Here is a 25,325-nt window from a genome sequence, read left to right as displayed (position 1 = left end):
TGGGCGACCGCACCTTCTGCGTTTTCTTTCGAAATGTCAAATATCGAAAGATAAAGAAAAGGTCTGTCGGTCACAGTTTTCGTCTTTTATTCGGGGTTGACCGGCGGGAGATGCGCGCGAATGCCGCGTTGCACCACAGTTTCAGCACTCCAAAAATGCGTATTCAGGTGGGGTTTGGAAAGCGCGGCGTTGCCGAATCTTTCGTTTATACCAAAATATCCTTTCTTTTTCTTTGCAATTTGTTGACATCTTTCGAGACCGTGCCCTAGAGTCGGCCGCACTGGTTTCAGTTTCCCGCTGACCGCGGGCTTGGGGGCAAGGTGGACTTCCGGTTTCGACGCACTGGTCTGACGATCACACTGCTCACCGCAGTGGCTCTGGCTGCCACCGCCCACGCTGAGCCGGTGGGCAACCTCCGTGCGATCACCGCCGCCCCCGCCAAAGACGGCACCGCCGGCTGGACACTCAGCACGGATACCGGCGCCACGCTGCGCGTGGACCTGCTGCGCGATGACGTCCTGCGCGTGCGCGCCGGCCGCAACGGCACGCTGACCGGTGCCGGCGACAAGGCCGCCCCGATCGTGCTGCCGCAGCCGCCCGCGAAGGTCGCCGTCCAACTGGAAGAGGATGCCAACGAGGTGCGCATCCGCACCGATGCGCTGGTCCTGCACATCCAGCGCCAACCATTGCGCCTGTCGCTGGTCCGCCGCGAGGGCGACCGCGACGTCGCGCTGTGGCGCGAACTGCAGCCGCTGGACCTGGACAAGGACCAGAGCGTGCAGGTGCTCTCCAGCGAAAGCGATGAGCACTTCTACGGTGGTGGCCAGCAGAACGGGCGCTTCGAGTTCAAGGGCCGCGAACTGGAGGTCTCGTACTCCGGTGGCTGGGAAGAAGGCGATCGTCCCAACCCGGCGCCGATGCTGCTGAGCTCGCGGGGCTGGGGCATGCTGCGCAACACGTGGAGCGACGGCACCTACGATCTGCGCCAGGCCGACCAGGCCACGCTGCTGCACCGTGAGGACCGCTTCGATGCGTACTACTTCGTCGGGCCGAGCCTGCATACGCTGCTGGACCGTTACACCACGCTGACCGGCCGCGCCGGCCTGCTGCCGCGCTGGGCGTTCTCCTATGGCGACGCCGACTGCTACAACGATGGCAACAACATCAAGAAGCCGGGCAGCGTGCCCGACGGCTGGAGCGACGGCCCGACCGGCACCACGCCCGACGTGGTCGACAGCGTGGCCAGGCAGTACCGCGAGCACGACATGCCGGGGGGCTGGATCCTTCCCAACGATGGTTACGGCTGCGGCTACAAAAAGCTGCCCGAGACCGTGCAGGGGCTGGCGAAGTACGGCTTCAAGACCGGCCTGTGGACCGAGAACGGCGTCGACAAGATCGCCTGGGAAGTGGGCACCGCCGGCAGCCGCGTGCAGAAGCTGGACGTGGCCTGGACCGGCAAGGGCTACCAGTTCGCGATGGATGCCAACCAGTCCGCGTTCAACGGCATCATGGACAACTCAGATTCGCGCCCGTTCCTGTGGACGGTGATGGGCTGGGGCGGCATCCAGCGCTATGCGGTGGCCTGGACCGGCGACCAGAGCAGCAGCTGGGATTACATCCGCTGGCACATTCCGACCCTGATCGGCTCGGGCCTGTCCGGCATGGCCTACGCCAGTGGCGACGTGGACGCGATCTTTGGCGGCAGCGCCGAGACCTTCACCCGCGACCTGCAGTGGAAGAGCTTCACCCCTGTGCTGATGGGCATGTCCGGCTGGTCGGGCAATGCGCGCAAGCACCCGTGGTGGTTCGATGAGCCCTACCGCAGCGTCAACCGCGACTACCTCAAGCTGAAGATGCGCATGACCCCGTACATGTACGGGCTGGCACACGATGCAGCGACCAGCGGTGCACCGCTGCTGCGCGCGCTGATGTGGGACTACCCCCAGGACCCGCAGGCCTACACCGAAGCGCACAAGTACCAGTTCCTGCTCGGCCGCGAGCTGTTGATCGCACCGGTGTACCGCAGCCAGGCCGCGAGCCGTGGCTGGCGCCGCGACATCCACCTGCCGCAGGGCCGCTGGATCGACTACTGGGATGGCCGCCAGCTGCAGGCCGGCGCCGAGGGGCGCTCGCTGGATCGTCCGGTCGATCTGGCCACGATCCCGGTGTTCGTGCGCGCCGGCGCCATCATCCCGATGTACCCGGCGATGCTCTACGACGGTGAGAAGCCGCTGGATGAAGTGACCTTCGATCTGTACCCGCAAGGCACCTCGCAGTACACGCTGTACGAAGATGATGGCGCCACCCGCCGCTATGAGAAAGGCGAATCGAGCACGCAGGCGATCACGGTGCAGGCCCCGGCGCAGGGCACTGGCCCGGTGCAGGTGCGCATCGATCCGGTGCAGGGCCGGTATGCCGGCCAGCTGCCGCAGCGCCGCTATGCGCTGCGCGTGCTCAGCCGCCAGCGCCCGGCCACGGTGACGCTGGGCGGACGCGCGCTGCCGATGCTGGCCGACCAGGCAGCGTGGCAAGGTGCGGGCGAGGGCTGGTACTTCGATGCGGCAGAGCGCCGCGGCACCCTGCACGTGCGCACCGCGCCGACCGACATCCGCCAGGCACTCACGCTGCAGCTGGATCTGCCGATCGCCGCCGCACCGGTCGACGATGCCTTCCCGGCCGCACCGGAACTGGGCCGCGCGCTGCCCTCCGACAGCCTGCTGGTGGTCAACCGGCCGGCCGAGGAGCAGGGCTATGAGATGGAGAAAGCCTTCGACGATGACCCGGCCACGTGGTTCCGCACCGTGCGCAACCAGGCGGTCAAGACCGGTGCGCATGAGTGGGTGCTCGGCTTCGGCGAACGCAAGCTGATCGACGGCATCGAACTGGCGCCGCGCAACGACCCGCACTGGAAGAACGGCCAGATCCGCGATTACGAGATCTACATGGCCGACAGCAACGGCGAGTGGGGCGAACCGATCAAGCGCGGTCACCTGACCCTGCAGCAGGGCATGCAGCAGATCGACTTCCCCGCCCGTGCCGGCCACCTGCTGCGCTTCCGCGTGCTGAGCACGCAGAACCCGGAAGGCGACGGTGCCAGCGCTGCCGACCCGATGGTGACCGCGGCGCAGGGCAGCGTGGCGCGTGCGGTGGATGCGCTGCAGCCGCGCGATGTCGGCCCGATCGTGCTGTCCACGTTCCACGTGCTGGAGCATCCGCAGCCGGAAGGCCCGGCGCAGCAGCTGTATCTCTCCGCGCTGCCCATGCCGACCCCGTTGAAGGCCAGCGTCGCTGCCGACCACGCATTGGGTGGGCAGGCCGAGATGCGCATGAACGGTCTGCATTTCCGCCGCGGCCTGGGCGTCAATGCCAGCAGCCGGATCGATCTGGAACTCACGGGCAGCTGGCGCCTGCTGCGCGCCGACCTGGGCATCGATGATCAGTGCCGCACCGCGGGCGGCATGCAGTTCCAGGTGTGGGGTGACGGTCGGCTGCTGTACGACAGCGGCCTGGTCAACGCACCCGGCGTGGTCAAACCGGAGCTGGACGTGCGCGGCCTGCAGCGACTGAGCCTGCGCACGCTCGGGGCGCAGGGCGATCGACCCGCGCAGGTCTGTGGCAACTGGGCCAATGCCGCCCTGATCGGACAGGAGGGCGATACCGCCAGCATCGTGTCGCCGTAACCGAAGAAACACGCTTTCAGAAAAACAGCTCTCTCCCGTTTCCCGTCTGCGGCCGTCTGGCCGCGGCACGGGGGACGTTTGCCCGAAAACACCCATCCACCGCCAGCCCCACGCTGCGGATCGAACAAGGAGCCAAAGATGTTGACCGAACGCCATCGCCATCGCCGCATCACCGCCACCCCCTTGTCCATCGCACTCGGCCTGGCCGTCGCGGTGGTCGGCAGTGCCAGCGCCCAGGACGCAACGCCCGATACCAAGGCCACCGAGCTGTCGCGCATCGAGGTGACCGGCTCCAACATCCGCCGCAGTGATGTGGAAACCGCCTCGCCGGTGCAGGTGATCAGCAAGCAGGACATCGAGAACATGGGTGCGCGCACCCTGCTGCAGGTGCTCGACAATCTGCCGGCCGCACGTCCGGGTCAGCAGGATGCGCGCTCGCTGTTCACCGGTTCGGATGGTGCCTCGCAGGCCAACCTGCGCGGCCTCGGCGCACAGGGTACGCTGGTGCTGCTCAATGGCCGTCGCCTGTCCTACTACGGCGCGCCGGCCGGCTTCCAGACCCAGTTCGTCAACATCGATGCGATCCCCGCTGCAGCGATCGAACGCATGGAAGTGCTGACCGACGGTGCCTCGGCCGTGTACGGCACCGATGCGGTGGCCGGTGTGATCAACGTGATCACCAAGCGCTCCTACCAGGGCGCGGAGATCAATCTCACCACTGACAAATCCTCGCGGATCAGCTCCTACGGCGAACACCAGGGCAGCATCACCGCCGGCTTCGGCGACCTGGATGAAGACCGCTACAACGTCTACGCCTCGGTGAACCTGTACCGGCGCGATGCGATCCCGCTGAGCGACTTCTACGACAAGCGGCCCGACCAGTACTACGTCAACAACCCGAACTACCTGCCCAACCTGCGCCTGGGGACCGGCAGCAAGCCGGGCGAGTTCAACCCGGGCAGCTACTTCGCCTTCGATCCGGTCACCGGCCGCCGCGTGCAGGAAGCCGCCCCGGGCTGCAACAACGTACTCACCAGCGAAGCGGCCGGCCCGCGCTGTATCTGGGAGACGTGGATGAACAACGAGATCGACGCCGGCGCCAAGTCCGAGCGCAACACCGCCTACGTCAACGCCCACTTCCTGATCGGCGACAGCACCGAAGCCTTCGCCGAAGCCACGTACACCGACATCGACCTGACCGCCAACGGCGGTACGCCGCGTGCCTACGGCACCACCACCGGCAACCCGACCAGCTGGTTCTCGCGCAATACCGGCACCACGGTCAACCAGTTCCTGTATCCGTACCTGGGCCCGAACAACGAATACAACAACGCCTCGCCCGAACTGAAGGCACTGATGGGCGGCGTGGTCGGCCTGCAGTACCTGTTGCAGGACGTGGGCGCCAACCACTTCGGCCAGCGCAACACCGATCAGAGCTATCGGGTGGTGGCCGGAATGCGCGGTGATGTCGGCGACTGGAACTGGGAAACCGCCTTCGCCACCGCCGGCAGCCACTCGGTCACCTACCAGACCACCAACGTCAACCTGGCCGGCTTCGAGAAGGCCTTCGGCCCGTATTCCGTCGATCCTGGTACCGGCCGCGTCATCATTTCCGATCACCCGGCGTACAAATTCGGTGAGATCAGCGAGGCCAACGCCGCGCTGATCCGCGAAGCGTTCCCCACCTTCGACATCCAGTCCTGGACGCGCCTGCATACGCTGGACGGAAAGATCGAAGGTCCGCTGTTCCAGATGCCGGCCGGTGAAGTGCGTGCGGCCTTCGGCTTCAACGCCAGCCGCGAAACCTTCTACACCCCGGGCAACCCGGATGCGGCCAACGGCCTGATCACCCAGCAGGGCGGCTCGTGGTTCGACGGCAAGCGCAACACCTATGCGCTGTTCGCCGAGACAGTGGCGCCGCTCACCGAGAAGCTGGAACTGGACGCCGCACTGCGCGTGGACAAGTACCCGGACTTCAGCGCCAACCTGGCCCCGAAGATCGGCCTGAAGTACCAGATGTTCGATCAGCTGATGCTGCGCGGCACCTACTCCACCGGCTTCCGCGCGCCCAGCCTGGCCGAGTCCGGCAACGGCGGCGTGTTCGCCCAGTTGGGGGGCTACCGCGATGAAGTGCGCTGCAACGAGACCAACGCGATCGCCAACCTGCTGTTGCGGTCGCAGCGCGGCGGTGACGTGGACCTGGGCAAGTCCCTGCTCAATACCGACTGCAGCCGCACCGTGGCGCGCATGACCCAGCCGAACCCGGACCTGAAGCCGGAGAAGGCCAAAATCACCACCCTCGGCTTTGTCTACGAGCCGACGCAGTGGCTCTCGGTGTCGGCCGATTACTGGTTCATCTACCGCAGCAATGAAATCGTTGCCCCGGATTTCACCCGCGACGAAGACATCATCTCTTCCACCCGTTCGCCGATCACCGAAAGTGACCGCGCCAACCTGGCGGCGCTGGCGGCGATGTGCGCCGACCCGGCCAGCGGCGTCGCCTGTCCCGGCACGCTGCCCGGCTACAGCGTGGGCAACGTGGCCAGCGTGGTGGGCCAGTACAAGAACCGTGGCAAGACCCTGATCGACGGCTTCGACATCGACGCCCGCAGCCGCTTCTCGCTGGGCGAATGGGGCAACCTCAACATCGGCGTGGCCGCCACCATCGCCAACCGCAACCGTTCCTACCTGGATGACGAAAGCGGCTGGTACTACGGCGACCTGGTCGGCTATTACAACAACCCGCGCCTGCGCGCCACGTTGAACGCGGACTGGAGCTACAAGCAGGTCACCACCAGCGTCTTCGTCAATTACGTGGGCGGCACCAAGTGGGCGCTGCAGCAGATCGACGAGGAAGACAACAACCCGCAGACCTGCACCGCCGGCTACCTGCCGGTGGAGCAGAGCAAGTGCGATGGCGCCCCGTCGTGGTGGACCGCTAACCTGAGCGTGGCCTGGCGCCCGGATGCCCACTGGAACGTCGGTTTCACCATCAAGAACCTCTTCGACCGCCTGCCGTTCTATGACCCGAACAGCTTCCTCGGCGATTCCAGCGATTACGCCACCATCTTCGGTCGCGGCTACAGTCTGACCGTCGGCTACAAGTTCTGATGCTCCCCTCGCGCCGGTCCTGGCCGGCGCGATCTTCACACGAGGTACTGTCCATGAAACGCAGAGAATTCATCGCCGCCAGCGCGGCCGTCGCCGCCACCAGCCTGCTGCCGAACACGCCCGCCTGGGCGCGCGGTCGCAAGGTACGGCTGGGCCTGATCGGCACCGGCATGCGCGGCCAGGTATTGCTGAAGGAACTGGTCCGCCGCGATGACGTGGAGGTGGTCGCGCTGTGCGACATCGAGCCGATCATGCTCAAGCGCGGCATGGACATGGTCGCCAAGGCCGGCAAGCCGGCGCCCAAGGCGTATGGTCAGGACGGCGACGTCAACGCCTGGAAGCGGCTGATCGAGCAGCGCGGCCTGGATGGCGTGGTCATCGCCACGCCCTGGGAATACCACGCGCCGATGGCGATCGCGGCCATGCAGGCCAAGGTCGCGGTGGGCTGCGAAGTGGTCGCCGGCATCACCCTGCAGGACCACTGGGACGTGCTCAAGACCCAGCTGTCCACCGGCACGCCGTACATGTTGCTGGAGAACGTCTGCTATCGCCGCGATGTGATGGCCGCGCTGCAGATGGTGCGCCAGGGACTGTTCGGGGAACTGGTGCACCTGCAGGGCGGCTACCAGCACGACCTGCGCGGGGTGAAGTTCAATTCCGGCGACCCCAGCCAGCCGTATGACAGCGGCGTGGAGTTCGGTGCCAAGGGCTGGTCCGAAGCACGCTGGCGCACCGAGCATTCGGTGAAGCGCAACGGTGAGCTGTACCCCAGCCACGGCATCGGCCCGTGCGCGATGTACACCGGCATCAACCGTGGCAACCGTTTCACCCACATCAACGCGTTTGCCAGCAAGGCGCGTGGCCTGCACGAATACACCGTGGCCAAGAGCGGTGGCACCACCCACCCGAGCACCAAGGTAGCCTTCAAGCTCGGCGACATCGTCACCACCACCCTGGCCTGCGAAAACGGCGAGACCATCCTGCTGCAGCACGACACCTCGCTGCCGCGCCCGTACTCGATGGGCTTCCGCGTGCAGGGCACCAAGGGCCTGTGGATGGATGTGAACCAGTCCATCCACATCGAAGGCCGCAGCCCGCCGCACAAGTGGGAACCGTTCCAGGCCTATCAGGACCAGTATGAGCACCCGCTGTGGAAGCAGCATGCCGATACCGCTGCCAGCGCCGGCCACGGTGGCATGGACTGGTTCGTCATCCATGCCTTTGTGGAGGCCCTCAAGGCCAAGGCACCGATGCCGATCGACATCTACGACGCGATCACCTGGAGCGCGATTACGCCGTTGTCCGAGCAGTCCATCGCCAACAGCTTCCAGACGCTGGAGTTCCCTGACTTCACCGCCGGGTTGTGGAAGCAGCGCAAGCCGATCTTCGCCTTCGACGGATCGTACTGAGCGGCATCGCCCGCCATCGTCCTGTCACGGACGGGTCGCACAGTAATCGCCCACCGGGCCGCCCTGCGCGGCCCGGTTCCATTTCGGGGACGGGCAGCATGACGGCAGTGGCGGAACATACGTATGGGTGGAAAGAGCGGCTGCACCGATGGTGGCAGCGGGCCCGCCGCTGGAGCGTGTTGGGTGGGCTGGTCGTTGCTGGCGCCGCGACGGCCGCCGATGCCGCGCCTGCGCACTGGATGGCCTATGCCGCGCAGTCGGGTGAGGCGCTCTCGCAGCGCCTGAGCAACACCGGCGATCCGCGCGTGGAGCGGTTGCAGGCCCGTCTTGCCGAGCGCAAGGATCCGGGTGCCGCGTTGACCGTGTCGTTGTGGATCGATGCCACCGGCAACATCATCGATAGCCGCTTCGCGTCACTGGGCGATGCCGCGGCAGATGCCGAGCTGCGTGCGCTGCTCAGTGCTGCGCCGTTGCCCGTCGCACCACCGCCGGACATGCGCCAGCCGTTGAATCTGGGGCTCTCACTCATCCCCACTGCGGCCGGCGACACGCCCATCCCCTGAGCGTCATCGTCCGGGCCTGACCGCTGGTGGCGGCGGGGGCGGACGCTGTGGTTGGGTGGATATGCCGAAGGTGTTGCCCATGCGTTGCTGAGTGGCCGCGCGATGGGCCAGCCCCAGCGCCGATGGCGGCTGGCGGACGATCAACAGCGAGCCGGGTGCCTGTACGGGTGCCGCCGAGGCCGGCGCAGGCGCGAGCAGCCGGCTGAAGCAATCGTAATCACGGATGCGCTCGCCGTTGACCTCCACCTCGATGCAGGCCGGCGCTGGGTCTGCCTGCGCGCGGGCGACCCAGGGCACGGCCAGCAGGGCGATGCACAGGCCCGCTGCGGTAAGTGATCGAAGGTCCGGCATGGCTGTCACCGCTCTGCAATGAAACCGACCTAACGTGACCGGCTTGGCGTTGTGATGCTGGCGCGTCTTGCATGCAGTTTGATGACACCGGGGCGCATGACCAACAGGGGCGGGCAGGCAAACGCATCGGCGGCCGGCGCAGGAACTCTCTGCGCCCGTGTGGCTGGCTGTTTCTCCTGCTCGCGATGACCTGGCCGCCGGCGATGGCGCTGGCCCAGGACGCCATCGATGCCGCGCACACGCAGTACACGTTCGATGTTCCGGCGCAGCCGCTGCCGGAGGCCTTGCAGTTGTATGGGGAGATCACCGGGGTGGCGGTACTGATCGATGCCCGCTTGTTGGGTGGCCTGCGTTCGACCGCGCTGTCGGGGCGGTACGCCCGGCGCGACGCGTTGCAGCGGATGCTGAGCGGTACCGGACTCGTTCCGCATTTCGTGGAGAACGGTGCGTTCACCCTGGTGCCGGTGGGATCCGTGGCCGCCGACGAGGTGCTGCCCGATGCCACACCCATGCGTGCACCGTCCCTGCCCGAGCGGACCCGCCAGCGCGGTGCCCGGGTGATCCAGCACTCGCTGGAGCAGGCGCTGTGCGGCACGGCATTGACGCGGCCGGGTGACTACCGGGCGAGCGTGCGCTTCTGGCTGACCGAACGGGATCAACGCATCCGCGCACCGGAGCTGCTGGAATCCACCGGTGACCTGGCACGCGACACGGCGATCGTCAGTCGCCTGCGCGACCTGCCGTTACCGGGCCTTCCGGCTGGCCTGCCACAACCCATCACGCTGCTGTTGCTGCCTGAAACACCGGGCGCGACGCCGCCGTGCCGGGCCCGCTGATGACCGGTCTGCGCACCCTGTTCCTGGATCACTACGAAGCCTTCCGCAAACGCCTGCGGCGCCGGCTGGGCTCGGATGACCTGGCCATGGACGCGCTGCAGGAGACCTGGCTGCGGGTGGAGCGCATGGGCAGTACGCAGCCGCAGCGCAACCCGGTGGCCTACCTGTTCCGCATGGCGGTCAATGCCGCTACCGACCAGCGCATCGCCCACGGCCGGGTGCTGACCGGTGCCGAGGTGGAGGCGCTGATGGATGAAGCCCCGGATTACCTGGACCCGTCCGATGTGGCGCACGGGCGTTCCGAGCTCGCGGCGCTGGCCGATGCCCTGCGCGAGCTGCCCGAGCGCCAGCGCGCCATCCTGATCGCCGCACGTATCGACCAGCAGCCCATCGACACCATCGCCGACCAGCACGGGGTCTCCTCACGGATGGTCGGCAAGGACCTCAAGAAAGCCCTGCAGCATTGCGCAGGACGGCTGGACCGGCCGCTGGTGCAGCGTTTCGGTCCCGGGGCGGGAAAACCGTCATGACTGATATGAAGACCTCCGTATCCCCATCGCCCGCTGATGTGCAGGCGCAAGCGCATGACTGGCTGCTGCGCCTGCAGACCGGCCCGGTGACGGCTGCCGACGCGGACGCCTTCCGACGCTGGCGTGCGCTGGATCCCCGTCATGCCGTGGCCTTCGCCCGGGCACGCCGGCTGTGGTCGGCGCTGGCGCCGGCGCTGCAGGCCAGTACGGGTCCGGCCGAGGCCACGGTGCCGAACGTCGGCGTGCCGCTGCCCGCATCCGTCCTCCCGGTACGGCAGCGCCCCCGTCGTTTCAATCCAGGCCGACGTGCGTTTTTGGGCGGCGCTGCCGCTGCCGCCGCGGTCGGCTGGGTAGCGGTGCAGTCGCCGCTGGGGCTGTGGCCGGCGCTGGACGCGTTGGGTGCCGACTATCGCACCGCGACCGGCGAGCGCCGCGACCTCAGCATCGGCAGCGTGGCCGTGGCCATGGCCGCGCGCACCACGATGCGCCGTCCCGCCGACGGCTCGGCCGGGATCGTGGTGAGCCAGGGCGAAGCCCAGTTCGCGGTGCCGGCCTCGGCCGCTGCCAGCTTCGTGATCGGTGTCGACGGTGCGCGACTGATGCCGGCCCCGGGTGCGCGGGTGAACGTGCGCTGCGTCGGTGGCGACATCCGCATCACCTGCCTGGCCGGGCGAGCCGAACTGGTGCGGGGCGCGCGTACCGTGGTGCTGCAGCCCTCCTGGCAGGCACGCCTGACGGCGGACCGGATCGCTTCCGTGGCGCCGGTCGCGGCCGACACCATCGACGCCTGGCGGCGCGGGTGGCTGGTCTTCGATGATCAGCCGCTGCAGGACGTAGTGGACGAAATCAACCGCTACCGCACCGGCCGTATCGTGCTGACCGGCAGCGCATTGCCGGCACGGCGCGTACAGGCGCGCATCCCTTTGGCGCGCATCGATACCTTCATCGATCTGGTGCGCGATGCCTATGGCGCAAAGGTGGTGAGCATGCCCGGTGGCGTCGTGCTGTTGAGCTGAGCGGCGCGTGCGCAGATGAATTTTTTGTTGCAACGGTTCAGTCGTTGTCACCTGCCCCCGTCTTATCCCTCGTAACAAGCGCAACGCATTGCACTGCCACGCTCGCTCCTGCCAGGGACGGGATCGCGCTGCAGGACGGCAGCACGCGCTTGCCCTTATCAGCGAACGATATTGCGACGGGTGACAGCGATGGTGAAGCAGCAGAGCGGTTCGATCGGATGCACGGCCCCGCAGGTGCCGCAGGTGCGCGCGCTGTCGCAGGCCATCGCGGTGTTGCTGATGGCCGGTGGCGTCGCGGCGGGCGTCAACGCGCAGCAGGCCTTCAGTCCGGCATGGTTCGCCAACAAGGGCGTGCAGCAGCAGACCGCCGCGCAGACCGGCCGCCTGCCGAACGGGATGCCGTCCAACCTGGTGCGTATCGACCAGCAGGCGCAGCAGGCCCGCGACACGCTGAAGACCTCGCTGGAGAACCTCAACACTGCCGCGCAGGCGATCGCCATGCAGCAGCGCATGCAGCAGACCGCCCGCGATGCCGCGCGGCTGCGCGCCGGCCAGGTGCCCGATGGGCTGGGCGAGGGCGGGCTGAAGATCGATGACGACACCCTGACGCGCGGCTGGTTCAACGCCAGCGCTCCGACCCAGAGCAGCAAGGACGGCACCACCACCGTCAGCATCGCGCAGACCGGCGACAAGGCCATCCTCAACTGGGAGACCTTCAACGTCGGCCGCAACACCGTGGTCGATTTCGACCAGCAGGCGAGCTGGTCGCTGCTCAACCGGGTCAATGATCCCAACGCGCTCCCGTCGCAGATCCTCGGCCGCATCCAGGGCCAGGGCACGGTGATGCTGGTCAACCGCAACGGCGTGGTGTTCGACGGCAGCAGCCAGGTCAACGTCAAGAACCTGGCCGCCTCGGCAGTCAACATCAGCGATGCGCAGTTCCGCAAGGGTCTGTACAGCGACGCGCAGGGCAATGCCTTCATTCCGACCTTCGGCAACGAACTCACCACCACCGCGAACAGCTTCGCCCATGGTGCGGCCACCGGTGACGTGGTGGTGGAGCGGGGCGCGCAGATCACCACGGCGGTGCCTACCTCGGTCACCGAAGGTGGCGGCTACGTGCTGCTGCTCGGCCGCCAGGTGCATAACCAGGGCCAGATCACCACCGCCAATGGCCAGACCCTGCTGGCCGCCGGCGATGCGTTCGTGATCCGCAAGGGCATGGGCACCGATCAGAACCAGACCTCCACCACCCGCGGCAACGTGGTCACCACGCTGCGCAGGCCGGTGGCAACCGATGCCGCCATGGGCCCCGCCAGCGGTGTGGTCAGCAACAGTGGCCTGATCCAGGCGACCACCGGCGACATCACCCTGGCCGGCCATGACGTGCGCCAGCAGGGTGCAGTGGTGTCGACCAGCTCGGTGAACACCCGCGGTACCGTCCACCTGCAGACCGAGCGCAAGGACGTAGAAGGCAAGGTCACACTCGGCGCGGGAAGCCTGACCGTGATCGCCCTCGACGACACGGCGACCACCGCACTGGATGTCCAGCGCGAGACGTTGATGCTGGACGCGGTCCATGCCGGCGACGGTATCCAGCATCGGCGCGATCAGTCACTGGTGCAGATCATCAGTGGCGGAGATGTCGATATCGAGGGTGGGAGCCTCACCGTGGCCACTGGCGGCCAGGTGATGGTTGATGCGGTGGGCAGCAGCAACGTCGCCGATGGCGCGCGTATCGACGTGTCCGGGCATGTCGGCGTGAAGATCGCGATGGAAGCCAACAACGTCCAGATCAACGTACAGGGCAACGAACAACGCGACGCGTCGGTCAACCGCGACGACAAGTCCCTCAACAGCAAGAACATCTGGTTGGACCGACGCGACCTCGTCCTGGTCCCACCTGGCACCAACGGCTATGAGACCGACCGCTGGTACACCGCCGGTGGTCTGCTGGAAGTCGGGGGATACCTGGGCGTCACCGGGCATGGCATCGGCGAGTGGTCGGCCCAGGGCGGTACCGTGCAGTTCTATGGCGGCAACCTGACAACGCAGCGCGGTTCCAGCATCAATCTGTCCGGCGGCACACTGGACGTGCAGACCGGCTATATCCAGCAGAGCCATCTCAAGGGCGCCGACGGCAAGCTCTACAACGCGTCCACGGCGCCCGGCGACCTGCTCTACAGCGGTCTCTATCGCGGCTTTGAAGACACGCATGCGCGATGGGGCACCACCGATTACCACTACAACCCGTTGATCGGGCGCCAGCAGCGGCTGGAGAACGGCTATGTGGTCGGCCGGGATGCAGGTCGGCTGGTGATCGCCACACAATCGGCAGCACTCGCCGGTGACGTGGAAACCACGACCTTCCAGGGCGACCGTCAGATCCGCGCGCGTGAAAAGGACCTGGATGGCTATCTGCAGGCGCAGACGGCAGTGGCGCGCAATGGCCAGTTGGTCATCGGCCAGCTCACTGCGATCAATGACAAAAGTACCCGGGGTCTGACGTACTCGCCCTCGGCCATCACCTCTCGGGTGATGATCGGTGGTGCTGCTCCGGATGGGGACGCCAGCGAGACGACCACTGTATCGCCAGGAGTACACCTGGATGCGGCCTGGCTCAATCTGCTTGCATTGGGCAGCCTGCAGGTACTCGCCCGCGACAGCGTGAACGTGGAGGAAGCGATACAGGTCGCTGCCGGCGGCGAGATCGGGCTGCACGCCGTCGATGTGCAGGTCGATGCGGATCTTGTGGCACGGGGCGGGTCCATCGCCCTGGGTGACCAGGTGTCCCAGTGGACGCCCTCCAATGGGTGGCTGGACAGTCCGATCGCTGCACCGCGCACCGGCACCCGCGCGCGCACCGCCCTTGGTGAGAACGTGCTGCTTGACGCGCGGGGTATCTGGAACAACCTGCAGGCCACCGCGGAGGGGATTGCTGGATTGCCCTTCATCGACGGCGGCACCATCACGCTGCACGGCAGCGATGATGTCGTGGTATCGCGTGGCGCGCGCCTGGATGTTTCCTCGGGCGCCACGCTCAAGGCCAACGATGCGCAGGAGGGTGGCCGGGGCGGTGACGTGTCGGTCATTGCGAACGGTCGCTTTGCCGTCGGCACGGATGCTGCGCCGGCTGGCCAGCTGACGCTGGATGGCGAACTGCGTGGGCATGGCGTCAAGGGCGGTGGCACGCTGCGGCTGCAGACGGGCAACGCCGTCGTCATCGGCGGCCAGGTCGCCGGCAGCGATGGAATGCTGCGCGCAGGTGAGGCCTCCCCGGTCGATCTGATCGCGGCGGAGGGCATCCAGATCACCGCCGGCAGCCTGCTGCCGGTGGACTACCACTACACCCGCGTGCGCGCTGGCGCAGGTGAGTCGCTGGGCGCTCAGCCCGTGGTGAATCCGGCCGATCCAGCGAGCCATCTGACATTGCAGGCGCCATGGACGCTGCCCAAGCCGCTGGGCAGCAACGACAGCTACGTTGTGCGTACCAGCACCGGGCTGGCCTATTCGGTGAGCTTCTGGTCCGCGCCGGTCGTGCTGCCCGCAGGTACGGTGATCAATCAGATCACCACCAATCTGGGGGGATTCCCGGTCAACTACGTGGTGCCGGGCGACGCATTCCCACGCGGCATCGGTGTACAGCCAAGCGCGGCCATGATCCGTGCCGGCACGATCGCGGCCACCGATCTGCTCCTGCCTGCGGGCACCCGTATCGGCGCCGGTAACGTGTTGGCGCAGGATGTCGCCGTGGCCCGTCCCTTCCAGCTGGATGTGGGGCTGTTCGACCGCGGCTTCTCGCGCTACGAGGTGACTGGCCACCAGAGTCTGGCGGTGGCCCCGGATGCCGATCTCCGCGTGACCATGCCGGTGCTGCGGGTGGATCCGCTGCTGGCCCGTGGCCTGTCCACGGGCAGTGAACCGGAGGACGCACTGCAGACCTGGTTGGCGCCGGAGTTCACGGCCGATGTTGCCAAGGGCACGTTGTCCCAGCGCCGTGGCGCGGACCTCCAGTTGACGGCGGGGTATGGCATCGGCTCCATCGCCTCATTGTCGATCGGTCGTGGCGCACACCTGCAGGTGGACAGCGGCCGCAGCATCGGCCTCACCACGGGCGGGCAGATGACGGTGGAGGGCACGCTGCAGGCCAATGCGGGTCAGATCAACCTGTTGGACCATGGATTCGGCCAGGAGGGCGCCTCGGCGAAGGGTCACGATCGCTCGTTCTGGATCGGTGAACACGCCCTGCTCGATGTGTCCGGTGCGGCCAATTCGGGAATCGACGCGGCAGGGCAGCGCTTTGGCGAGGTGACGGACGGCGGACGCATCCAGATCGGTGGCCGATACGATCCCGATGCCACGGCGGCGGATGGCGTCGACGCCTTCGTCGTGGTGCGCCCGGGGGCCCGCCTGGAAGCGTCCGGTGCTGCCACTACCGTGGACCTGCCGCAGTTGGGCGCCACCCCGTTGGCCAGCGATGGCGGCGTCGTCCATCTGGCCAGCTTCAACGGCCTGTTCCTGGATGGATCGATGCGCGCAGCCGCAGGCGGTCAGGGGGCTGCGGGCGGGACGCTGTCGCTGACGCTGGAGACGCCGAACTACCTGAACACGGACGTTCCCGATGCCCGCGTGCGCTCGCTCCGCGAAGTGGTCATGGCGCAGGCGCACCCCGGCTCAGGGTTGGCGACCGACCTGAGGCCAGGCCAGGCGGATCCGGCCATGCAGTACGGCCAAGGCGCGCTCGGGGTCGACCAGGTGCAGGCCGGTGGCTTCGGCACCCTGGGTGTACTGGTCAGCGGCGTGCTCAGTTTCCAGGACAAGGTCGACCTGACGCTGGGCCAGAGTCTGCGTCTGACCAGCAACTCGCTCAGCCTGGCCGAAGACAGTGGGTCCGGTGCACAGGTCACGTTGGCTGCGCCCTATGTCAGGTTGGCCGGCAGCACCCGTACCGGCAAGGATCACCACACGCTGCCGCTGCCCGATATCACGCGTCTGCCGCTGGTGCTGGATGACACCCACCTGCGCGTGGACGCCAGCACGATCGACATCCTGGAGAGTGTGGCCTTCGGTACGTCGGGCCAGCTGTCCCAGGTCACCGGCAAGATCGAAGTGCAGCGGAGTGGCTTCGATACGGTGGAGCTGCGCAGTGAAGGCGATCTGCGCCTGCTCAAGTCGAAAGTGCGCGATCGCACCTCGCTGGACACGGTCGGCAACCTGGTCCTGGCTGCCAGCCAGATCTACCCGGCAACCAACGCGATCACGGAGATTCGCGCGGGCAAGGTGGGTCGGGTCGACACGGACGGACAATTCAAAGTTGCCTATGATCCGGACCGCCACCTGCGTATAGAGCGGACAGCCGGCGCAGAGCCGGCGCTGCCACTGAGCGCCTTCGGCAGCCTGCAGTTGATGTCGGCAAACATCGAACAGGGTGGCGTGCTGCGCGCACCGCTGGGCAGCCTGATTCTCGGCCAGTCCGAGTACAGTGCCATCGCCACTGGCACCCGGGTTCACCTGCAGCCGGGCAGCATCAGCTCCACCAGCGGTGCTGGGCTGAGGTTGCCCTACGGCGGCACCAAGGACGGGCTCACCTATGTCTACGACGGCATCGACGCCGTCTACAAAGGCATTGGCGGTGACGGCGCCGAACTCGGTGGTGTCACCCTGCGCGGCGAGCAGATCGTGGTGGATGCGGGGGCGGTGGTCGATCTGACCGGCGGCGGCGAGCTGAGCGGCGCGGCGTTCTTGAGCGGTCGCGGCGGCTCCACGGATGCACGCCTGCACCCGCTGGTACAGATCGCGCCCCATGGCGAAGGCTTCGTGCTGCCTGGGCTGTCCACCAATCCGGTCTACGCGATCATGCCCGGTACTCAGCCAGGGGCGGCACCGGTCGCCGCCGAAAAGGGGGCCGGCGATCCTGCCATCGGCCGCCAGATCCAGATCGGCGCGGGCGTTCCCGGGCTGCCCGCCGGCACTTATACGTTGCTGCCGTCCACGTATGCCCTGATGCCGGGTGCTTTCCGTGTGGAGGTCAACGGCCTGGCCGAGAGCCACGCACGGTTTGGCGCCAGCACGGCCATGCGCAATGGTTCCTGGACCACCTCGGCGCGTTTCAGCACAGCCAATACGCAGATCCAGGATTCGGTCAACGCGCAGGTCATCGTGACGTCGGCGGATACGCTGCGGCAGTACTCGCAGTACAACGAAACCAGCTACGCGCAGTTCGGCCTGGACTGGGCGCTGCGGGATGGCGCACCGCGGCCGCGCCTGGAACGCGACGCGGGCCGATTGACGTTGGACCTGGGCATGCGGCCGATCGACGACCCGGGGGTGACGATCGCGCCTGGCACGGTCGCCCAGACGGCTGCCACGGGCGGCTTCGGCAGCGAGCTGGTTGTACTGAGCAACGCGCGGGCAATCGAACTGCTGGGGCCGGGTCAATCCCCGACGGTCGACTTTGATGGCCTGTCGCTGCATGCCGATTCGATCAACGCAGTCGGCGCAAACACTGTCGCCATCGGCGGCGCGCCGACCTCGGTGTTCCAGTTCAACCGTATCACCCAGAACGCCTACAAGGTGGGGTTCGGCAATCTGTACAACGCCGCTCACAGCATCCTGATGCGCGAAGGCGCGGAACTGAGCGCCGCACAGGTATTCCTGGTGACCGGCAAGAAGGATGGCGGCATAACGCTGGAGCAGGGCGCGACCATCACCACCCTGGGACGCGGCGACGTGGCATGGGATTCCCGGGCCGGTTACATGTTCGACCCGGGCCAGGCTTCGGTCCTGGCCGTGTCCAATGGCTGGCTGGACCTGCTGGCGCCGACGCTCAGCAACGATCCCCGCTCGGGCCAGGGCGACATACGTATCGGCGTGTGCGCCACGGAGGCCGCATGCACCGGCAGCGCCGCGCTGTACGCCGGTGGCACACTCACCGCCGCAACCACGGCTCGATTCGAGCTGGCCGAATCCGCGCGTTATGGCGCGCGTAATCTGGTGCTGGCGGTGGGCAGCATCAACGTCGGCAGCAGCGACGCGCTGGCAAGGCTGGCGACCGATGGCCTGTTGCCGCCGGGACTGACCCTGAACCAGCAGGTGCTGGATCGTCTGTTGCGGGGTGATACGAGCACGGGCGCACCGGCCCTGGAGCGCCTGGTGCTGACGGCGGCCGATTCGGTCAACTTCTACGAATCGGTGCAGCTCTCCACCCTGGACAGCGCCGGTAAGTCCACGCTGGACGAACTGGTGCTTACGACCCCGGCAATCCATGGCTTCGGCAGCGCCGATGACGTTGCACGCATCCAGACCGACTCGCTGGTCTGGAATGGCAGCGCTGCGCCGGCAGGTGCCGTGGTGGTCGGGGGGGCCGGCACGGGCAGCGGCCAATTGCAGGTCGATGCGCGCCAGATCGTGTTCGGCTATGCGGAGCAGAGCCAGCCCAATACGGTGGCCTCGCACGACCGCCGTACCTTGGGCTTCGCCACGGTGGCGCTCAATGCCAGCGAGCGGATCACCGCCAATCACCAGGGCAGCCTGGCGGTGCATCAGGCACAGGGTGACTGGGACGCTCAGCAGCAAGCGTTCGGCTACAGCGGCGGTGATCTGCGGATCAGCACGCCGCTGCTCACCGGCAAGGCAGGCTCGGTGAACCACATCAGCGCGGGCGGTGACATCGCCGTCAGCGCACCACAGGGCAGCACCCGCATGCCCGTCGACAATGCCACGCTGACCGATGCGCTGGGCGCGGAACTTTCGCTTGATGCCGGTTCAGGGGTGACGCTGGATACGGCGGTGCTGCTGCCCAGCGGAAAGCTGTCGCTCACCGCGCAGCGCGACGTCGTTCTCGAGGCCGGTGCGCAGCTGGATCTGGCCGGACGCAGGATCGATTTCTTCGATGTCAGCCGCTACAGCTGGGGTGGTGATGTCCATCTCCAGAGCCAGGGCGGCAACATCCTCCAGGCAGCGGATTCCCGCATCGATGTCTCCGCGGTCAACAACCGCGCCGGTCGACTCAGTGCGTTCGCCCTCGATGCCGCCGCTGGCACCGTCACGCTGGACGGCCATCTCATCGGTGGCAGCAGCGGCCGCTACGATGCCGGCGGCACCTGGGTGCCTTATGCCAGCGGCTATCTGGACCTGCGGGCACAGCATATCGGCGACTTCGCAGGCCTCAACACGCGCCTCAACCAAGGGCAGTTCCATGGCGGCCGCAGTATCCAGCTCAAGCAGGGTGATCTGGTCATCGGCGATGAGCTCAAGGCGCGTGAGATCAACGTCTCCGTGGATGACGGACACCTGCGCGTCAATGGGCGTATCGATGCCAGTGGGGAGCAGGTCGGCAGTATCCGCCTCGCGGCCTCGCAGGGCGTCACGCTCGCCGGCAGCGCCATGCTCGACGCACATGCCAGCGTGTTGCGCAGGGATAGTTACGGTCAGGCCATCGATGCGCCCAACCGTGCGGTGATCGAGATCGACTCGGGCCAAGGTGTGCTGTCGATCGCTGGTGGCGCCTGGCTGGACCTCAGCGTCACCGGCGCGGACCGGAACTTCGGTAGCGTCGCATTGAACGCGTTGCGTCTGGGCGGCGCACGCGGCAACGACATCGCCATCGATGCAGGTGCGCCGATCCGTATCAATGGCGCCCGGTCGGTCACCGTCAATGCCTTCCAGCGCTATGACGATGCAGCCATCGGCACCGATACGACCAGCGACGGGCGCACCTACCAAGTGATCGACCAGGCCTACCTGGACGGAAAACATGCCGACAGTGTTGCCTTCATCGACAACGCCCTGGCCAACCCGGGCTTGATCGATGGGAAGCTGGCCGGGCTTGGCGCGTACGGTGACCAGTTCCACCTGCGCCCCGGCGTGGAGATCGTCACCAGCGGCGATCCCTTGCGCAATGCCGACGGTGATCTGCACGTGGATGGCGACATCGACCTGTCCGGCCATCGCTACACCAGCGTGAATCCGGCCACGCAGAAAAGCGCGGTGTACGGCTCAGGCGAAGCCGGTGCACTGGTGCTGCGTGCCGCTGGTGACCTGGAGGTGTTTGGCAGCATCAGCGATGGGTTCGACGGCTCGCGCCTGACCTTGGGGACCACGCCGGATGATCGTGGCTGGGTCCTTCCGCAGGGACGTCTGCCTTTTGGCGGTGAGGTGGTCATTCCGCATGGCGGCGTGGTGACACTGGATACCGGGACCAGCTTCCAGCTTGGCCAGGTACTGAACTTTGACGTGCCCGCCGCTGCGATGACCTTGCCCGCAGGGGCAGTGCTGCCATCGACCATGGTGCTGGACGGACCGCTGTTGCTCGCCCCGGGCGTGGTGCTCGGCGCCACCATTCGGGACGCCGGTGGCGCGGTACTGCATGCGGCCGGCAGTGTTGTTACCGGGGCAGTGATGCTGCCGGCGGGCACCCGGCTGGAGGCCGGCTTCCAGCTGCCGGCGGATGCTCGCATCGCCGCAGGCATCTGGCCGGCGGGCGCGACGCTGCCGGTGGGCATGCAGTTGGCGCAGCCGCTGCTGCTGGCCAAGGGCGCGATCCTGCCTTCCGAAACCCAGGTCAAGCTGCCCGGCGGGGTGGAGATGGTGAATCTGCGCCCCGCCGATGCAGATGGGAACCAGGGCCGCACCTGGGCGTTGGCCCCGATGCTGCCCGCCGGCTCGCGTTCGTTCGACCTCCGCCTGGTGGCCGGCGCGGACCTGGACGCTGCCGACAATCGCGCCGTTGCTGCCAGCCGGACCGGCACGCTGCGTCTGGGTGACAGCCATTACGGCATGGGCAGTGAGCTCAGCCCGATCCCCGGCACCGGTTCGCCGGCGATCTATCGTTGGTCCGAGAATCTGGACCTGGCGCAGTGGGAAATGATGGGCATGCCCTTCGTGCTGGTGCCCGGCGCGATCATCGCGCAGGAGGATCTGGATATCCTGTTCCTGTGGGGGTTCATCGGTGAGAATCCGCTGGAGCTCAATGACTGGGGACTCGGCGATACCATCGCGCAGGAAAGCGAAGGCACCGCGCCGGATTACGAAAACCGCGCGCGCCCCGCGCGCGAACAGCTGTTCAGTGTGTTGCGCACCGGTACCGGCGACCTTGATCTGGTGTCCGGCGGCGATCTGCAGATGCGCTCGCTGTATGGCATCTACACGGCCGGCACTGCATCGGCAGCCACGGTGGGCAGCGACGGACGTGACCCCTACAACCTGCCGCGTGGCCTGCTCACCGATGGCAGCCTTCTGTGGAAGAAGGAAGGCACGGCTTACCAGCATCTGGTGGATGGCGGCGAGCAGAGCCTCTACAGCGCCTGGTATCCGGACCAGGGCGGCAACGTGCTGCTTCGCGCCGGTGGCGATATTCATGGCGATCTGGTTGGGTCCGGCGGCAACATCCGACAGGACCTTCCGTTGGGCATGGTGCGTTCCCAGATCGGCACGGCTGCAGTGGCCAACTGGCTGTGGCGGCAGGGCACCGGGAGTGTCACCACCGGGGCCGAGGGTACGCCGGCGGCGTGGTGGATCAACTTCGGCACGTATGTGCCCGGAATGGTGGATGGCACCTACTACCCCTACGAGCGCGATCTGTTCATTAACGACCCGTACCTGGTCGGCTTCACCGGCGTAGGTACGCTGGGCGGCGGCAACCTGATGGTTGAGGCGCGAGGCGATGCCGGCATCATGACCGCGCGCGGCGATGCGAAGGACAACATCAATGGAGGGATCGGCCAAGCGAACTTCGCGCCCCGCAGCCAAGGCCTGAATCTGGCCGTGGCAAGCACCGGCCGCATGAACGCTGCGGGCGAGCTGATATTGACCGGTGGCGGCGATCTGGATCTGCGGCTGGGCGGCAGCCTCAACCCCAATGCCGGCATCCGCCAGAACGAACATGATCTCAACAGCACCCTGGTCAACCTGCGCGGTGCGCTGCGGGTGGAAGCCGGCGCACTCGGCGGGCTGGAGTTGCGTTATGGCGTGGCCGACCACCTGGACTCGCGCGGCGGTGATCCGTTCAGCGCCGGCCGTTCCTACGCAGGAGGTGGCCCGGTGCTGGTCCTTGGCGATGCAGCAGCGAAGCTGGATACACGCGGTGATCTGGTGCTGGGCGGCGTCGCCGATGCGGGCCGTACCAAGCTCCTCAATTCCACCCCGTTCACCTACGACGGTCAGTACCACCCTGGCCTTGGCTGGAGCGCGTTCTCGCTGTGGACGCCGGCGACCAGCGTCGATCTCTTCAGTGCCGGTGGCAACCTGACACCGACGACGGACTGGGCCGAAGGCGGGCTGAGAGAAGACGTGGCCGTTGGGCGTCGCGGCGGCAATGCATCGGGCACCTACGACGGCAGCTTCTATCCGTCCATCCTGCGCGCGGCCGCCGCCAATGGCAGCATGTACTACGGCGTGGGTACCGCAACATTGCGCAACAACTTCGGCGCTACGCCACTGCGCATCCTGCGTGGCCTGACGTTGGCGCCCTCACCACAGGGCAGCCAGTTCACCAACGTCACCGGCACCGGTGAGCTGAGCCTGCTTGCTGCCGGGTCGATCTATGCCGGTGGCTACGCCATCACCGCGTCCACTGCGGATCCGGCGGGGTTGAGCAGCCCGTTCCGTCCGGCGTTCCTGGGCATCACCGCGCAGACGGGCGGTGGTCCGTATGGCTACGATCCGGTGCAGGTACACAACGCGGCCCCCGCCAATGTCGGCTTCAACGACTGGATTCGCGATGGCAACGGTCGCATGAGCAACGCCTCGCTGCTGAACTTCGGTAGCCAGGCCACGTCAAGCTACGCCGGGGTGGGTCAGGAGCCCGCGCGCTACTACGCCGTAGACGGCGACATCGTCGGCCTGCGCATGGGTCAGGTGGCCGCACTGGGCTTCCAGGGGCGCGACGGCAACCGCTACGACGGTTCGATTCCCGTCGCAGTGCGTGCGGGCCGCGACATCAGTGACAGCGGCACCCGCCTTGGTCAAAAGGACACGGTAGGCGAGGGCCATGGCAACCTGATCGTCCACGGCCATGTCGATGACATTTCCGTCGTGGACGCAGGCCGTGATATCCGTGCCAGCAGCTTCTACGTCGCCGGCCCAGGCCTGCTGGAAGTCACCGCCGGTCGCAACGTGTACCTGGCCGACAAGGGCGAAATCAAATCGCTCGGTGCAGTGGTCGACGTGAAGCCCGGCGACCGCAGCAACGGCGCCAGCATTGTGGTGGCCGCTGGCATGGGCGCGGGAGCGGACTGGAACGGGTTCGCCGATCGCTATCTGGATGCGGCCAATCTCGCCGACCCTGATCGTCCGCTGGCCGACCAGACCGGCAAGGCGGTGACCCTCTACAACGGGTCGGTGTCGCTTGCCGGCTGGTTGCGCGAGGAGTTCGGCTACAGCGGCGATGAGGCGGGCGCGGTCGCTTACCTGACGACCAAGCAGGGCGAACTGGACCAGGCCAGGCAGGTTGCGCTCGCCGACGGTGGCAGCGCGACCAATCGTTCGCTGGCCCGTGAGTATCGACTGGAAAGTCAACTGCACCTGGTCAATTGGTTGAGTGATCGCTTCGGCGGCGTCAACCGGTTGGGCGTGACGTTCGATCCCGCCACGATGGATGCGCGCGCCTTCTTCGATGGGTTGCCGGCAGAGCAGCAGCGCGCCTTCCTGCGCAACGTCTACTACGCCGAACTCAAGGCGGCCGGCCGCGAGTACAACGACGCCGATGGCAGGCGCTTCGGCAGCTACATCCGTGGCCGCGAGGCGATCGCCACGCTCCTGCCGGGTTCGGAGGGGGCAGACACCGCAGGGCGCTATCAGGGTGATCTCACACTGTTCAGCAGCGCGCAGTACATCGATGAGTACGTCAACACGAATGGCATCGGCAAGGATCGCCCGACGCCGGGCAAGACGTACATCAGCAAGGAAGAGTGGTTGGCCATGGGCAGTCCGGGCTACGGGGTGGCGTACTACGAAGTGCTGGATGCCGGCATCCACACCCAGTTCGGCGGTGACATCCAGATCATGACGCCCGGTGGCCGCACCTTGGTGGGCATCGACGGTGGCTTCGTGCCGGGACCGGGCTCGGGCGTCATGACGCAGGGCGAGGGTGACATCGCCATCTACGCCCGCGACAGCATCCTGATGGGCCAGAGCCGCATCTTCACCACCTTCGGCGGCAACATCCTGGCGTGGTCGGCCGGGGGCGACATCAATGCCGGCCGCGGCAGCAAGACCACGGTGGTCTACACCCCGCAGCGCCGCGTCTACGACACCGTCGGCAACGTCGCGCTGTCGCCGAACACCCCCAATACCGGTGCGGGCATCGCCACCCTCAACCCGATCGCGGAGATTCCGCCGGGTGACATCGACCTGATCGCGCCGCTGGGCACCATCGATGCAGGCGAGGCCGGCATCCGCGTCTCCGGCAACGTCAACCTGGCCGCGCTGCAGGTGCTCAATGCCGACAACATCCAGGTACAGGGCAAGGCAGTGGGCATTCCGGTGGTCGCGGCGGTCAACGTCAGTGCGCTGACCTCGGCCAGCGCGGCGGCGAACACCGCAGTGCAGGCGGCGCAGGAGATGGTCAAGCGCCAGACCCAGCAGACCCGCCCCTCCACGATCAGCGTGCAGGTGCTGGGCTTCGGCAGCGAAACCAGCAGCGTGGCACCGCCGAAGCACGAGGACCGCTACGACCCGGACAGCGTGGTGCAGGTGGTCGGCATGGGCGAGTTGAGCATCGAGCAGCGCGCCCGCCTCGATGCTGCGACGACGAAGCGACAGTGATGACGACGTCTTTCCTGCCTCTGGCCAGCGCGCGTGGCCAACGCCATGCGCGCGCACGCAACTGC

The 25,325-nt window shown here is 67.0% G+C and carries 9 protein-coding genes; 8 read left to right on the top strand and 1 reads right to left on the bottom strand.

The features are described 5' to 3' along the window. The first annotated feature begins 320 nt into the window (after nucleotides 1-320). The 4 genes from ABE422_RS06150 (at nucleotide 321) to ABE422_RS06135 (ending at nucleotide 8,763) form a co-directional block, all read left to right on the top strand. Nucleotides 321-3,680 (top strand): TIM-barrel domain-containing protein, encoded by a 3,360-nt coding sequence (locus ABE422_RS06150; protein WP_346482668.1) that lies wholly within the window; start codon nucleotides 321-323, stop codon nucleotides 3,678-3,680. A gap of 138 nt (nucleotides 3,681-3,818) precedes the next feature. Further along, the gene (locus tag ABE422_RS06145) at nucleotides 3,819-6,791 is read left to right on the top strand and encodes a TonB-dependent receptor (RefSeq protein ID WP_313219383.1); all 2,973 of its coding nucleotides are present in this window, start codon (nucleotides 3,819-3,821) and stop codon (nucleotides 6,789-6,791) included. A 53-nt stretch (nucleotides 6,792-6,844) separates the two neighbouring features. Further along, nucleotides 6,845-8,200 carry a Gfo/Idh/MocA family oxidoreductase gene (locus tag ABE422_RS06140; RefSeq protein WP_346481653.1) on the top strand — a complete coding sequence of 452 codons (1,356 nt, stop codon included), beginning with the start codon at nucleotides 6,845-6,847 and terminating at the stop codon, nucleotides 8,198-8,200. Nucleotides 8,201-8,307: 107 nt separating this feature from the next. Beyond that, the gene (locus ABE422_RS06135; protein WP_346465729.1) at nucleotides 8,308-8,763 is read left to right on the top strand and encodes a hypothetical protein; all 456 of its coding nucleotides are present in this window, start codon (nucleotides 8,308-8,310) and stop codon (nucleotides 8,761-8,763) included. Between the two features lie 3 nt (nucleotides 8,764-8,766). On the opposite strand, the gene ABE422_RS06130 is transcribed toward ABE422_RS06135, so the two are convergent. Continuing rightward, nucleotides 8,767-9,114, bottom strand: coding sequence for a hypothetical protein (locus ABE422_RS06130; protein ID WP_346465730.1), 348 nt, complete (start codon nucleotides 9,112-9,114; stop codon nucleotides 8,767-8,769). A 185-nt stretch (nucleotides 9,115-9,299) separates the two neighbouring features. Between ABE422_RS06130 and ABE422_RS06125 the strand changes: the two genes are divergently transcribed. The 4 genes from ABE422_RS06125 to ABE422_RS06110 all read left to right on the top strand — a co-directional run bounded on the left by ABE422_RS06125 (nucleotide 9,300) and on the right by ABE422_RS06110 (nucleotide 25,260). Beyond that, nucleotides 9,300-9,950 (top strand): STN domain-containing protein, encoded by a 651-nt coding sequence (locus ABE422_RS06125; protein WP_346482667.1) that lies wholly within the window; start codon nucleotides 9,300-9,302, stop codon nucleotides 9,948-9,950. After that, the gene (locus ABE422_RS06120; RefSeq protein WP_346463347.1) at nucleotides 9,950-10,480 is read left to right on the top strand and encodes a sigma-70 family RNA polymerase sigma factor; all 531 of its coding nucleotides are present in this window, start codon (nucleotides 9,950-9,952) and stop codon (nucleotides 10,478-10,480) included. The genes ABE422_RS06125 and ABE422_RS06120 overlap by 1 nt, the downstream gene beginning before the upstream one ends. Continuing rightward, nucleotides 10,477-11,496: a DUF4880 domain-containing protein gene (locus ABE422_RS06115; protein ID WP_346482666.1), complete on the top strand. Its 1,020-nt coding sequence runs from the start codon at nucleotides 10,477-10,479 to the stop codon at nucleotides 11,494-11,496. The genes ABE422_RS06120 and ABE422_RS06115 overlap by 4 nt, the downstream gene beginning before the upstream one ends. Before the next feature lie 189 nt (nucleotides 11,497-11,685). Then, nucleotides 11,686-25,260 (top strand): filamentous hemagglutinin family protein, encoded by a 13,575-nt coding sequence (locus tag ABE422_RS06110; RefSeq protein WP_346482665.1) that lies wholly within the window; start codon nucleotides 11,686-11,688, stop codon nucleotides 25,258-25,260. The last annotated feature ends 65 nt before the right edge of the window (nucleotides 25,261-25,325 follow it).

The organism is Stenotrophomonas sp. TWI1151, assembly GCF_039673135.1.
GTDB lineage: Bacteria > Pseudomonadota > Gammaproteobacteria > Xanthomonadales > Xanthomonadaceae > Stenotrophomonas.
This window is presented reverse-complemented; position numbering and strand designations above follow the sequence as displayed.